This window comes from Nocardioides sp. cx-169 (assembly GCF_021083605.1).
GTDB lineage: Bacteria > Actinomycetota > Actinomycetes > Propionibacteriales > Nocardioidaceae > Nocardioides.
Genome location: NZ_JAJNRO010000010.1, coordinates 19,177 through 32,072, shown reverse-complemented (window position 1 = coordinate 32,072; position 12,896 = coordinate 19,177). Strand labels below are relative to the sequence as shown.

The following is a 12,896-nucleotide window of genomic DNA, read 5'->3' as shown; positions in this document are numbered from 1 at the left end:
ACCCGACCGCCAGCCCGACCTGTCGGCCAAGGAGATCGCCTGGGTGAAGAGCCACCTGGCGAAGTACGACGCCACGATGGGCGACTCCGCTCCCTGGACGACTGACCGACGCTTTCGGGGCTCGCTAGCCTGGCCGCATGACCTGGGCGACGTGCACCCACGGCCACCACCACTGGGGCCGCCGCGGCGCCGCCGGGCTGCTGATCGCGGAGGGCGGGCGGGTGCTCCTGCAGTTGCGCGCGCGCTGGGCGCACCAGGGCGGCACCTGGTCGATCCCCGGCGGCGCCCGCGAGCGTGGGGAGACCTGGGAGCAGGCCGCCATCCGCGAGGCCGGCGAGGAGCTCGGGCTGGCCGCCCACGAGGTCGCGGTCCGCGGCTCCTCCACCGCGAGCTGCGGCGGCTGGACCTACGAGACCGTGCTGGCGGTGCCGACCGGCCCGCTCCGGCTGGCGGACCTGGCCGAGAGCGACGGCCACGCCTGGGTGCCCGCCGCGGAGGTGGCCGACCTGCCGCTGCACGCGAGCTTCCGGGAGGCCTGGTCCGCGCCGGACTCCTCGCTGGCGAAGTTCGTGGCGGCGTCCTAGACCAGTCGCATCCGGACCGAGCGGGTCGCCACGTCGGCCGTCTCCAGACGTACGCGTACGTCGGTCCCGAGCGGCAGGTCGCCGTCCCCGACGACCGGGGCCTCGACGCCCAGCTCGGCCAGCATGACCACGCCACGGTCGGGCCGCTTCTCCTCGACGCTCACGACGACGCCGTCGAACTCCTCGCCCACCCGGGCGGCCAGCAGCCCCGCCTCGACCAGGTCGAGCACCGCGCGCTCGTAGCCCCTGGCGCGCTGGCTGGACTGCTGCATCGTCCTGGGCAGCCCGGGCAGCGCCGCGAGCACCCAGCCCGGCACGGGCTCGCCGGCGCACAGGGCGACGCACACCTCGCCGGCGTAGCGGTCCGCCAGCCGGCGCAGAGGCGCGGTGACGTGGGCGTACTCGGAGGCGAGCGCGGAGTGCAGCGGCTCGGCGGGCACCTCGCCGTCGAAGGCGACGTAGCCGCTGCCGCGCAGCAGCCGGGCGCTCGCGACCACCATCGCGGCCTGCTCGGGCTGCGTGGGGTCGAGCGAGCGGATGAAGTCGGGGTAGAGCACCTCGGCGGGCCACTCGATGCCGAGCGCGCGGGCCGTGCGGTGCAGGCGCTGGACGTCGCGCGGGTCCGGGGCCGGCAGGGTGCGCAGCAGTCCGACGCGCCCGTAGACCATGAGCGTGGCCGCGCCGAAGCCGGTCAGCAGCGAGATCTGGGAGTTCCACAGCTCCACGGGCAGCAGGGAGCGGAACTCCAGGCTCCACCGGCCGCCCTGGATGTCGATCTCCTGCTCGGGCAGCGGCAACGACACCCCGCCGCGGGCGGCGTCGCGCGCCAGCCGGAGCTCGCCGATCTCCTGCAGCAGCGTCAGCACCTCCCCGCCGGTCCCCTCGTCGACGGCGCGCTGCGCCTGCTCGTAGGAGAGCTTGGCCGTCGAGCGCACCCGCGCGCGCTCGACGTGCACGTCGGTGCCCTCGCCGAGCTCGTCGACCCGGATGGTCCACAGCAGCGCCGGTCGGACCTGGCCCTCGACGAGCGAGCCGGCGTCCTCCGAGATCACCTTGGGGTGCAGGGGCACCTTGGAGTCCGCGCCGTACAGGGTCTCCCCACGGCGGTGCGCCTCCACGTCGACCGGGTCACCGGGGCTCACGAAGGCGGCCACGTCGGCGATCGCGTAGTGGACGACGTAGCCGTCGCCCGCGCGCTCGATGTGGAGGGCCTGGTCGAGGTCCATCGCTCCCTCGGGATCGATGGTGACGAACGCGATGTCCGTGCGGTCCAGGTCGGGCAGGCGCGGTGCGGCCGCGGCCGCCGCGGCCGCCTCCTCCACCTCGGGTGGGAAGTCCGGGCTCACCTCCAGCTCGCCACGGATCCGCTCGATCCCCTCGCGCAGCGTGGCCACCACGGCCGCGCTGTCGGCCCCGTCGGGGGCGCTGTCGTCGGCGACCTTGATGTGGACGACCCGGTTGCTCGGCATCCCCCGACCCTAAGCCCCGGCCGCGGCTCTAGGGTTGCGGCGTGCTGATCCTGCTGCCGCCCAGCGAGGGCAAGTCCGCCCCGCGCCGGGGCAAGCCCCTCGACCTCGCCGGCCTCGGCAGCCCCGGTCTGAGGCCGGCCCGTGAGCGGGTGCTCGACGCGCTCGTCGAGCTGTGCGCGGGCGACCTGGACGTGGCCGCCAAGACCCTGGGGGTGCCCAAGACGCAACTCGACCTGGTCCGCCTCAACGCCGAGGTGCGGCATGCACCCACGGCCCGGGCCGACCAGGTCTACAGCGGCGTCGTCTACGAGTCGCTCGGCTTCGCGAGCCTCTCCCCCGCGGCCAAGCGCCGGGCCAGCAGCCGAGCGGCCGTGACCAGCAGCGTGTTCGGCCTGGTCCGCCCTGCCGACCGGATCCCGGCGTACCGCCTCTCCGGCGACGCCGGCCTGCCCGGCCTCGGCGGCGTCGCCGCCCACTGGCGCGACCACCTCGGCGACGCGGTCACGGAGGCGATGGGCACCGGGCTCCTGGTCGACCTGCGATCCGGGACCTACGCCGCCTTCTGGCGCCCGCCGGCCGAGCTGGCGCCCCGCGTGGCGACCGTCCGGGTCCTGCACGAGGTCGACGGCCGGCGCCAGGTCGTGAGCCACTTCAACAAGGCGACCAAGGGCCGGATCGTGCGGGCCCTGCTCGAGGACGGCCGCGACCCGCGCACCCCGGTGAAGCTCGCCGAGGTGCTGCGCGGGCTCGGGTGGACCGTCGAGGTCGGCGACCCCACGGCGAAGGGCACCCAGCTCGACGTGGTGGTCGCCCAGCTCTGACTGGTCTGACCCCACGGTCCCGCACGACCCGCCGCTAGGGCCGACGGCGCGCGAGCACCACGGCGGCGCCCAGGATCACGAGGGTCGCCGCCCCCAGACCGGCCGCGATGAGGAGCGCCAGGGACGACTCCACGCCGGCACCGGCGCTGCCCCGACCGGGAGCGGCCGGAGCGCTCTCGGGGCTCTGGGTGGGGGGCACCGCCTCGTCGAGCGCGTCCTAGACGGGGTTGGGTGCGTCCGCGGGGACCTCGTCCTCGATCGCGTGCCGGGGCCGGACGGCGCCGAAGCCCCACTGCACGCTGCGCACGCCGTCACGCTCGTCCATGGCCGCGAGCGTCCGCAGGGCAGAGACGGTGTGGTCGGTGCTGATCCCCTTGGGGATGTTGACCGGCAGGATGGTGGCCTCGGGGGCCATGCCCATGATCTCAGGCCCGGCGCCCCGGCCGGCGATCACGGTGGCCATGGTGGTCCCGTGGAACACCCGGTCGTGGCCGACGTCGCCGCGCCCCGAGCCGGGGTGCTTGAAGCCCGGGAGCACGGCACCCTCGAGGTCGCCGCCCGGGTGGACCCCGTCGTCGATGACCGCGACCACCACCCCCGCTCCGCGGGTGTGCCTCGCCCAGACCTTCTCGGCGCCCAGGATGTCGAGCCACCACTGCTCCACACGCACCTCGCTGTCGGAGCGCGCATGGGGGGCGGCGGTGGGTGGGGCTGGGCCAAACCGGGAATCCGCGCGGCGCTGTGACGCGCTACCAGCCCGAGGGGTCCGCGAAGGGGTCGCGGGCCGGGGGCAGCGCGTTGTAGAGGCGCATCGACGTACGCGGCTCGTCGCCGGTCGGTCCCCGGCCGAAGAACGACACGACGGTCACCGACGCGGGGGTGAGCTCCATCCGGAACACGGCGTCCAGCGGGGCACTGACCGCGTGGCTGACCAGCGTCTTGATCGGCGTCACGTGGCTCACCACGACGACGGTCCTACCCGGGTGCCCGTCGAGGACCCGCTGCAGCCCGGCGAGCACCCGCTCCTCCACCACCCGGAACGACTCACCGCCCTCCGGGGCGGCGTCGAGGGAGCCGAGCCACTCGCGCAGCGCGTCGGGGTGCCGCTCGCCGACCTCGGCGAAGGTGAGTCCGTCCCAGACCCCGAACTCCATCTCCGCGAAGCCCGGCTCCACGGCCACGTCCTTGCCGAGCACCTCGGCGACGATCTCGGCCGACTCGAGCGCACGGCGCACCGGCGAGGCGATCACGGCGTCCACCCGCTCGGCGATGGGAGCAAGCCACTGGGCGGTGGCACGCACCTGGTCGCGGCCCTCGTCGCTCAAGGCGGGGTTGGCGCTCGCCAGGCCGCCGGAGAAGCGCTTTGCGACCGTGTGCGCCGTGACCCCGTGGCGCACCAGGATCAGCGTGGTCGGGGCGCCGGCGCCGGCGGACCAGCCGCGCGCCTGGCTCTGGACCGACGCCGGTGGGTCTCCGGCCGCGGCCGCTCCGGGGCTCTCGATCTCCTCGATCAGTGAGTCCTCGTCGTCCGCGCGCGCCGGGACGGTGACCCCGTCGCGGACGCCGTCGAGGGCCTCGTTGGCCAGCCGGTCGGCGTAGGCGTTCAGCTCGCGCGGCACCCAGGTGTACGTCGTACCGGCCGGCGCCAGCCGGGTCGCCTCGGCCGCGAGCGGGCGCATGTCGGGGTGCTTGATCTTCCAGCGCCCCGACATCTGCTCGACGACGAGCTTGGAGTCCATGCGGACCTCCACCTCGGCGTCCGGGACATGGTCCTGCGCCAGGCGCAGGCCCGCGATCAGGCCGGAGTACTCCGCGACGTTGTTGGTCGCCCGACCGATGGTGCTGCCGTCCTCGGCCAGCACGGTGCCGGTGTCGGCGTCCCGCAGCACGGCGCCGTACGCCGCGGGGCCGGGGTTGCCGCGCGAGCCTCCGTCCGCCTCGATGATGACGCGACGAGTCACAGGCCGGACTCGCCGGTGCGCACCAGGATCCGCTGGCACTCCTCGCAGCGGACGACCTCGTCGGTCGGCTTGGCGCGGATCACGGCAAGCTCGGCGTTGTCGATGGTGAGCTGGCAGCCGGTGCAGCGCCGCTGGCGCAGCTCGGCAGCGCCCACGCCGTCCTTGCTCTCGCGCAGGCGGTCGTAGAGCGCCAACAGGTCCGCGGGCAGCCCCTCGACGGCGGGGGCGCGCTCGGCGACCGCGGCCTCGAGCTCCACGTCGATCGCGGCGGCCTTCTCATCACGCGATGCGACCAGGTCGGCCAGCCGGATGTCGACGGCCGCGAGCTTCTCGGTGAGCTCGGTGAGCGCGGCCTGGGCCTGCTCGAGCTGCTCCATGACCTCGAGCTCCTCGTCCTCGAGCGTCGAGATCCGGCGCTCCAGGGAGGTGAGCTCGTGCTGCATGCGCTCGAGGTCCTTGGGGCTGGTGATGGCGCCGGAGTCCATCCGGTCGCGATCGCGGGCGCGGCGTGCCTTGACCTGCTCGACGTCGGCGTCGGCCTTCGCCTGCGCCGCGCTCAGGTCGTCGACCACGATCCGGGCGTCGCGGGCCTGGTCGTCGATCTCCTTGCGCTGCGCCGTGAGCGTCGCGATCTCGGCGTGCTCGGGGAGGTGCGAGCGCTGGTACCGCAGCTGGTCGGCCTTCGCGTCCAGGGCCTGGACGTCGAGCAGCTTCAGTTGGGCGAACGGGTCGGCTTTCAGCGGGTGCTCCTCAGAGGCGGGTGTTCCACGGGTCCGTGACGGTCGTGCTCACGCGGGTCACCACCGTATCGCCCAGGGCCTCACGCAGCTTCGCCTCCACCACCGGGAGCCAGGTCCACTCCGCGGCCCAGTGCGCCACGTCGACCAGGGCCGGCCCCGCCTTCTCGACGAACTCGCTCGCCGGGTGGTGGCGCAGGTCGCTGGTGAGGTAGACGTCGGCGTCGGTGCGCAGCACGCCGTCGAGCAGGAAGTCTCCCGCTCCCCCGCACAGCGCGACCCGTCGTACGGCGCGGTCCGGGTCGCCGGCGACCCGGACGCCGTGCGCGGTCTGCGGCAGCACCTCGGCGACGTGCTCGGCGAACTCCCTCAGTGTGGTGGGGGCGACCGAGCCGATCCGCCCGGTGCCGGCGGTGGCGCCGCTGGGGTCGGCCAGCTCGACGACGTCGTAGGCCGGCTCCTCGTAGGGGTGCGACCGGAGCGCGGCGCGCACCACCTCGGCGCGCAGCGCCCGCTCCAGGACGACCTCGATCCGGACCTCCTCGACGGTCTCGATGCTGCCGACGGTGCCGATCGCGGGGTCGGCGCCCTCGAGCGGGCGGAACCGGCCCTGCCCCTGGGAGGTGAACGACGCGAAGTCGTAGTCGCCGATGCGCCCCGCCCCTGCCTCCGCGATGGCCGCGCGCAGCGGTGCCGCGGCGTCGGCCGGCACGTAGACGGTCAGCTTGTCGCGCGGTGGCCCATCCTCGGGCAGGAGCGGCGTGACCTCGGTGAGCCCGAGCGCGTCGGCCAGCGCCGCGGACACGCCGTCCTCGGCGAGGTCCGCGTTGGTGTGGGCGGTCAGCAGCGCGCACCCCGCCGCCGTCAGCGTCGCGAGGGTCCGGCCCTTGGGGGTCGTCGCGGCGACGCTGTGCACCGCCTTGAGGAACAGCGGGTGGTGCACGACCAGCAGGTCGGCCCCCCACTCCGCCGCCTCGCGTGCGACCTCGATGGTCGGGTCGACCGCGAACATCACCTTCGCGACCGCGGCGTCGGGATCGCCGGACACCAGCCCGACGGCGTCCCACCCCTCCGCAGTGCTCGGCGGGTACCACGCGTGCAACCGATCGATGACGTCCTGGAGGGTCGGCATGCGGTCAGGCTAGTGGCGCTCGTGGGTGGTGTGCCGCAGACCCCCTTCCCATGGCGTCCTAGGCTCGGACCATGCCCGTCGTGAAGATCAACGCCATCAGTGTCCCGCCGCAGGCCCACGAGGAGCTCGAGAGGCGCTTCGCCGCCCGGGCCGGCACGGTCGAGGGATCGCCGGGATTCCTCGGCTTCCAGCTGCTGCGGCCGGTGCAGGGCGAGGAGCGCTACTTCGTCGTGACGCAGTGGGAGGACGAGGAGTCTTTCGCCGCCTGGCGCGACGGCGACGCCCATGCCGCCCACGCCGGCCCCCAGGACGGCGCCGAGCGCCCGAAGCCCGTCGCCAGCGGCGCGGAGCTGCTGGAGTTCGAGGTCGTGCTCGACGTCAAGCCGAGCTAGGCCTCAGTTGACCTGGCGGTCGTAGCCCTTCCAGTAGGCCTCGCGCAGCTTGAACTTCTGCAGCTTCCCGGTCGCCGTGCGCGCCAGCTCGTCGCGGAACTCGATCGAGGTCGGCGCCTTGTAGCCGGCTGCCTTGTCCTTGCACCAGGCGATCAGCTCCGCCTCGCTCGCCGAGGCGCCCTCCGCGAGCACGACGAGCGCCTTGATCGTCTCGCCCCACCTCTCGCTGGGGACCCCGATCACGGCCACCTCGGCCACGGCCGGGTGGGAGAACAGCACGTCCTCCACCTCGATCGAGGAGACGTTCTCGCCGCCGGTGATGATCACGTCCTTCTTGCGGTCCTGGATGGTGAGGTAGCCGTCGTCGCCGATGACCCCGCCGTCGCCGGTGTGGAACCACCCGTCGCGCAGGGCGACCGCGCTCTCCTCAGGCTGCTCCCAGTAGCCCTCGAGCACCACGTTGGAGCGGGCCAGCACCTCGCCGCCACCCTCCGCAGAGTCGTCGATCTTGAGCCGTACGCCGAGCGCCGGCGCCCCGGCGCGCACCAGCTTCTGCGCCCGCTCCTGCGCCGACAGGCCGTCCCACTCCTCGCGGGAGCGGTTGATGGTCAGCAGCGGCGAGGTCTCGGTGAGGCCGTAGATCTGCATGAACTCCCAGCCGAGCTCCTCCTGCACGCGCACGACCGTCCTCGTCGGCGGCGGCGCGCCGGCCATGATGATGCGGACCCGGTCGCGCCCGGGGATCTCGCCCTCCCAGTCCTGGGCCGCCTCGAGCACCGCCGCCGCGACCGCGGGCGCCGCGCACATCACGGTCACGCCCTGGTCACGCACCCGACGCAGGATCTCCACCCCGTCGATCTTGCGGATCATCACCTGACGCACGCCGAGGCCGGTCATGGCGAACGGCATCCCCCACCCGTTGGCGTGGAACTGCGGCAGCGTGTGCAGGTAGACGTCGCGGTCGGTGACGCCGGCGTGCATCGCGAAGGTGACCGCGTTGACCCAGATGTTGCGGTGGGTGATCTGCACGCCCTTGGGGCGCGCGGTCGTCCCGGAGGTGTAGTTGATGGTGGCCGTGGCGTTCTCGTCGGGCTCCCAGGGCTGCGGCTCGGGTCCCCCGTCCTCCGGTGCCGCGGCGTAGAGGTCGTCGTCCTGGCCGATCACGAACCGGTGCTCGGCGGTGACGCCACGCAGCTCCTCGTCGAGCTCGGGGTCGACGATCAGCACCCGCGCCCCGGAGTGCTCGACGATGTAGCGCACCTCGTCGGGGCGCAGCCGGAAGTTCACCGGCACCAGCACCCGGCCGAAGCCGGCGACGCCGAAGAACGACGTCAGCAGCCGCGAGCTGTTGTGGCTCACCACGGCGACCCGGTCCCCCACCCCGATGCCGAGCTCGTCCAGCTTGGCCGCCTGGCGGCGCGCCAGCGCCCCCATCTCTGCGTAGGTGAGCTCGCCCCGCTCGTTGCCGAGCGGCCGGGCCGGCTGCACGGGCTCGTCCACGGCGCCGACCCGGGCGCCGTAGACCTGGGTCGCGCGGTCGAGGAAGTCGGAGATGCTGAACGGGACGATCAACGCGGGCCTCCTGGCGAGGACTGGGACGTACTGGCGTGCTGTGAGGTGGCCCACTCTAGTGAGCCGCCATCTCGCGGCGGTGTGGACCGTCTCTCGCGAGGGGTACCACCCGACATGCGCCTGTCCGCCTGCCACCACCTGTACGAGCGCCTCGGGCCGGGTCGGTCGCCGCCCCGTGCGAGGGCGGGTTGATCGGCGCGCCCCTGGGTCTGCGGGCTCCCCGGCGAGCCAGCCTGCGCGTGCCTCGTGAGAGTCCTCTCATACGGCTCTCACCCGGGGTCCACGATGGGGGATGATCGTGGGGTCATGAGCAGGTTCTGGAAGGTCGTCCTCGCGCTGGCCCTGGTGCTCCCGGTCAGCGCCTTCGTCGTCGGGTCGCTGGCCGCGTCGTCGGCCGACGAGCCGGCGCGGCGCGATCCGATCCTGATCGAGGACCCCACGTCACCCTCCACCAGCCCGACGCCCACCCGGTCCGGCGACCCGTCACCCTCCCCCACCAGGCGCTCCGACGACGAGTCCCATGACGAGTCCGACGACGAGTCCGACGATCCCGACGACATCGACGTGATCAGGCCCGAGCCGGGCGAGGTGGACGACGACGACCACTCCGGTCACGGCGGCGGCGGTGACGACCGCGACGACCGCGACGACCACTCCGGCCGCGGCGGTGGCGACGACGACTGAGCCGCCCGCACCCGCCGACCCCCGACCGCGCCGGTCGGGGGTCTCCGTACGCGTGCGGATCACCGCCGCGGTGGCCGCGCTGGTGCTCCTCGCGCTGTCCGCCGCGGGCGCGATCGTCTACGTCATCGAGAGCCAGCGCCTCGAGCAGCAGACCGTCGACGCCGTCGATCAGGAGCTGGACGAGTTCGCGGCGTTCACGCAGTCTCGCGGCCGGGGCGTCACCGAGGTCGGCCCCCTGCTGCGCGCCTTCATGGCCGGCAGCGTCCCCGACGACGACGAGCTGCTGGTCGGCTGGGTCGGCGACCGGCCGACGCAGCAGTTCCCGCGCGACGACCCGCTCCCCCGCGACGCGGCCTTCCAGGCGGCCGCGGCTCCCCTGGTGCGCGACGGTGGCTCGACGCGTCTCGACACCGCCGAGGGCGAGGTGCTCGTGACGGCCCAGCCTGTCGTCCTCGGCGAGCAGCGCGGCGCGCTCGTGGTCGTCGTCCAGCTCGACGAGGGACGCGGCGGCCTGCGCGACACCATGCGCACCTACGCCATCGTGGCCGCGCTGTCGCTGCTGCTGGTCACGGCGGCCGCCTTCTGGCAGGCGGGTCGGCTGCTCGCGCCGTTGCGGGTGCTGCGTGAGAGCGCCGAGGCGATCGGCGAGACCGACCTGTCCCGGCGGGTCCCCGAGTCGGGCAACGACGACATCACCGCCCTGACCCACACCGTCAACGGCATGCTGGAGCGGCTGGAGGCGGCGTTCGTGGGCCAGCGCCGGTTCCTCGACGACGCCGGCCACGAGCTGCGCACGCCGTTGACCGTCCTGCGCGGCCACCTCGAGCTGCTTGACACCGGCGATCCCGAGGAGGTCGCCGAGACCCGCGCCCTGCTGCTCGACGAGGTCGACCGGATGTCGCGGCTCGTCGGCGACCTGATCCTCTTGGCCAAGAGCGACCGCCCGGACTTCGTCACCCCGGCTGGGGTCGACCTCGAGCACCTCACCGAGGACGTCCTCGCCAAGGCCCGCGCCCTCGGCGACCGCGAGTGGCTCCTGGACGCCACGGCGGCGGTCACCATGCACCTGGACGGCCAGCGGTTGACCCAGGCCCTGCTCCAGCTCGCCGACAACGCGGTCAAGCACACCGCCCCCGGAGACGTCGTGGCCCTCGGCTCCTCCTACGACGGCGGCACGGCCAGGCTGTGGGTGCGCGACACCGGCCCGGGGGTCGCACCGGAGGAACGGGAGGCGATCTTCGAGCGGTTCGGGCGAGGCCGGGTCGCCGAGCACGACGAGGGCTTCGGCCTGGGGCTGTCGATCGTGCGCGCGATCGCGCAGGCACACGGCGGGGACGTGGCCGTCGAGGATGCCCAGCCGCGGGGCGCCCGGTTCGTGATCACGCTGCCCGGCCCGGCGAGTGCCGCCGCCTCGACCGTCGTACTGGAGGAGGAGCCATGGCCCGCATCCTGATCGTCGAGGACGAGGCGCGCATCGCCTCCTTCCTCGCCAAGGGCCTGCGTGCCGACGGCCACGTCGCCACGGTCGTCGCCGACGGCGTCATCGGGCTGGACCACGCGCTCAGCGGCGAGCACGACCTGATGATCCTCGACATCGGGCTGCCGAGGCTCGACGGCTTCGACGTGCTCGACCAGCTGCGCTCGCAAGGCTCGCGGCTGCCGGTCATCGTGCTCACCGCCCGCGACTCGGTCACCGACACCGTCTCCGCACTGGAGGGCGGGGCCGACGACTACATGGCCAAGCCGTTCCGGTTCGCCGAGCTGCTCGCCCGCGTGCGGCTGCGGCTGCGGCAGGCGGGAGCCGGCGACCGGGGCGGTGCGGTGGAGGCCCTGGAGGCCGGCGGCGTACGCCTCGACCTGCGCACCCGCCGCGCAACCGTCGCCGGCAAGGAGCAGGACCTGTCGGCCAGGGAGTTCTCACTGGCCGAGATCTTCATGCTCAACGCCGGACAGGTGCTCTCACGCGAGCAGCTGCTCGACCACGTCTGGGGCTACGACTTCGACCCGGGGTCCAACATCGTCGACGTCTACGTCGGCTACCTGCGCCGCAAGTTCGGCGCCGCCACGATCGAGACCGTGCGCGGCATGGGCTACCGGTTCTGCTCCTGACGCCGATCCAGGGGCGGCTGTGGCAGGCTCCGCACGTGGACAGGTACGGACCGCTGCGCTCACCGCGAGGGCGCGTCGATGTCGAGGTGCGCCCCGACGTGCTCGAGCTCCACCCCCGGGACTCCCCCTTCGACCTCGCGGACGGCGCCGAGATCCTGCTGGTCGTCGGCGCGATCGCCGTCGCCGTCGCCGGCACCTTCCTGCCCGAGCCGCTCACCTATGCCTGCTTCATCCTGGCCGGGGTGGTCATCGTCGGCCTCGCGCTGACCTACGTCGTGGCCTACGCCGCTGCGGCCGTCATGCTGGTGGTGACCCTCGTCCGGCTGGTGACCAGGAAGGGCCGGCGTCGGGTGCGCACCTCGGTCGACGACCTCCTGCGCGCGACCACGGCCGGCACCTGGAAGGTGCCTCGCGGCGACGTCCAGTGGGTGTCCCCGATCGACCGCTCGCTGCGACCGCGTCTGCGCCTCGGGCTGCCGCACGGCGAGCTGGTGCTGACCGCGTGGGCCTGGCGTCGCGCTCAGCTCGAGGGCCTGGCGCGGGAGCTGGCCGTCAGCGTCGGACCTTGAACGTCAGCCGCGCCGGCGGCTGCGCCGACAGCACCGGCTCCAGCGCGCCGGCCACCTCCCGCGGCTGCGGGCGCTCGGCCGGGTCTGCGGCGAGCATCGCGTAGACCGTCTTGGCGACGTCGGCGGGCGTCCCGTCCGGCAGCGCGTACGGCTCCTCGACGAGCTGCGGGTAGCGCAGGGCGAGGTCCGCGGATCCCCGGTCCCCGTCGTCGAAGGGTCGGTAGCCGGCGATCGCCTCGAAGAGCGTCGCACCCAGGCCCCAGACGTCGCTGGCGTGACCGGGCGCACCTGCCTGTCCGGGGGCGCACTGCTCGGGTGACATGTAGGCGTCGGTGCCGATCGTGCTGGTCAGCTCGGCGGCGCGGTGGGCCGGCCGCGCCACCGACAGGTCGATCAGCCGTGCGGGCGCGCCCATGATCACGTTGCTGGGCTTGATGTCGAGGTGCACGACGTCGACGTGGCCGAAGTAGTGCAGCGCCGAGGCGATGTCCACGGCCAGCGGCAGGTACTGCTGCTCCTGCAGCGGGCCGTGGCGACGCACCAGGGTCGAGAGCCGCGGCCCGTCGATGTACTCCAGGACCAGGTGCGGACGCGCGCCGCCGAGCTCGTGACGCAGCCGTCGGACGACGACCGGGTGGTTGGCCTGGTCGAGCGCGGCGGCCTCCCGGGCGAGGCTGCCCAGCGTGGCCTCGTCGTCCAGCTCCGTCGGCCGCACGACCTTGACCACCACGGGTGCGTAGGTGATCTGGTCGAAGGCGAGGTAGGCCTCGTACGCCGATCCCCCGCCGAGCAGCCGCATCGCGGTCAGCTCGGGGGTGATCGGGTCGCCCTCTCGGAGATGCCAGCTCTCGTCGGCGCGCGTCATC

General features: G+C 73.7%; 15 protein-coding genes. 7 read left to right on the top strand and 8 right to left on the bottom strand.

The features are described from left to right. Positions 1-137: 137 nt before the first annotated feature. A complete protein-coding gene (locus LRP67_RS15325) occupies positions 138-584 on the top strand; it encodes an NUDIX domain-containing protein (protein WP_231271033.1) in 447 nt (148 codons plus the stop codon). Here LRP67_RS15325 and LRP67_RS15320 read toward each other — a convergent pair. Then, positions 581-2,053 (bottom strand): RNB domain-containing ribonuclease, encoded by a 1,473-nt coding sequence (locus LRP67_RS15320; protein WP_231271032.1) that lies wholly within the window; start codon positions 2,051-2,053, stop codon positions 581-583. The two genes, LRP67_RS15325 and LRP67_RS15320, sit on opposite strands and share 4 nt — an antisense overlap. A 41-nt stretch (positions 2,054-2,094) precedes the next feature. On the opposite strand from LRP67_RS15320, the gene yaaA reads away from it, so the two are divergent. Next, on the top strand, positions 2,095-2,874 hold the full coding sequence (yaaA, locus tag LRP67_RS15315; protein ID WP_231271030.1) for a peroxide stress protein YaaA: 780 nt from the start codon (positions 2,095-2,097) through the stop codon (positions 2,872-2,874). Between the two features lie 34 nt (positions 2,875-2,908). Here yaaA and LRP67_RS15310 read toward each other — a convergent pair whose 3' ends face one another. The 5 genes from LRP67_RS15310 to LRP67_RS15290 form a co-directional block, all read right to left on the bottom strand. Beyond that, positions 2,909-3,073, bottom strand: coding sequence for a hypothetical protein (locus tag LRP67_RS15310; RefSeq protein WP_231271029.1), 165 nt, complete (start codon positions 3,071-3,073; stop codon positions 2,909-2,911). Positions 3,074-3,091: 18 nt separating this feature from the next. Then, a complete protein-coding gene (locus tag LRP67_RS15305; RefSeq protein WP_231271028.1) occupies positions 3,092-3,538 on the bottom strand; it encodes a S8 family serine peptidase in 447 nt (148 codons plus the stop codon). An 85-nt stretch (positions 3,539-3,623) separates the two neighbouring features. Beyond that, a complete protein-coding gene (locus tag LRP67_RS15300; RefSeq protein ID WP_231271027.1) occupies positions 3,624-4,835 on the bottom strand; it encodes a bifunctional RNase H/acid phosphatase in 1,212 nt (403 codons plus the stop codon). Next, positions 4,832-5,407, bottom strand: a complete 576-nt coding sequence (locus tag LRP67_RS15295; protein ID WP_231271026.1) for a zinc ribbon domain-containing protein — start codon at positions 5,405-5,407, stop codon at positions 4,832-4,834. Before LRP67_RS15295 ends, LRP67_RS15300 begins: the two co-directional genes overlap by 4 nt. A 178-nt stretch (positions 5,408-5,585) precedes the next feature. Beyond that, positions 5,586-6,704 (bottom strand): Nif3-like dinuclear metal center hexameric protein, encoded by a 1,119-nt coding sequence (locus tag LRP67_RS15290; protein WP_231271025.1) that lies wholly within the window; start codon positions 6,702-6,704, stop codon positions 5,586-5,588. 71 nt (positions 6,705-6,775) lie between these two features. Here LRP67_RS15290 and LRP67_RS15285 point away from each other — a divergent pair, with 71 nt between their 5' ends. After that, positions 6,776-7,096, top strand: a complete 321-nt coding sequence (locus LRP67_RS15285; RefSeq protein ID WP_231244982.1) for an antibiotic biosynthesis monooxygenase — start codon at positions 6,776-6,778, stop codon at positions 7,094-7,096. Positions 7,097-7,099: 3 nt separating this feature from the next. Here LRP67_RS15285 and LRP67_RS15280 read toward each other — a convergent pair whose 3' ends face one another. Next, positions 7,100-8,668 (bottom strand): AMP-binding protein, encoded by a 1,569-nt coding sequence (locus LRP67_RS15280; RefSeq protein WP_231271024.1) that lies wholly within the window; start codon positions 8,666-8,668, stop codon positions 7,100-7,102. A gap of 306 nt (positions 8,669-8,974) precedes the next feature. Here LRP67_RS15280 and LRP67_RS15275 point away from each other — a divergent pair, with 306 nt between their 5' ends. Genes LRP67_RS15275 through LRP67_RS15260 form a run of 4 tightly spaced genes read left to right on the top strand, consistent with a single transcriptional unit; the run spans position 8,975 to position 12,030 of the window. After that, positions 8,975-9,352 (top strand): hypothetical protein, encoded by a 378-nt coding sequence (locus LRP67_RS15275; protein ID WP_231271023.1) that lies wholly within the window; start codon positions 8,975-8,977, stop codon positions 9,350-9,352. Beyond that, the gene (locus LRP67_RS21935) at positions 9,294-10,805 is read left to right on the top strand and encodes a cell wall metabolism sensor histidine kinase WalK (protein ID WP_231271022.1); all 1,512 of its coding nucleotides are present in this window, start codon (positions 9,294-9,296) and stop codon (positions 10,803-10,805) included. The genes LRP67_RS15275 and LRP67_RS21935 overlap by 59 nt, the downstream gene beginning before the upstream one ends. Then, positions 10,790-11,461, top strand: a complete 672-nt coding sequence (locus tag LRP67_RS15265; protein ID WP_231271021.1) for a response regulator transcription factor — start codon at positions 10,790-10,792, stop codon at positions 11,459-11,461. The genes LRP67_RS21935 and LRP67_RS15265 overlap by 16 nt, the downstream gene beginning before the upstream one ends. A 35-nt stretch (positions 11,462-11,496) precedes the next feature. Continuing rightward, positions 11,497-12,030: a hypothetical protein gene (locus tag LRP67_RS15260; RefSeq protein WP_231271020.1), complete on the top strand. Its 534-nt coding sequence runs from the start codon at positions 11,497-11,499 to the stop codon at positions 12,028-12,030. On the opposite strand, the gene LRP67_RS15255 is transcribed toward LRP67_RS15260, so the two are convergent. After that, positions 12,014-12,895 (bottom strand): serine/threonine-protein kinase, encoded by an 882-nt coding sequence (locus LRP67_RS15255; RefSeq protein WP_231271019.1) that lies wholly within the window; start codon positions 12,893-12,895, stop codon positions 12,014-12,016. The genes LRP67_RS15260 and LRP67_RS15255 overlap by 17 nt on opposite strands. Position 12,896: the final 1 nt, after the last annotated feature.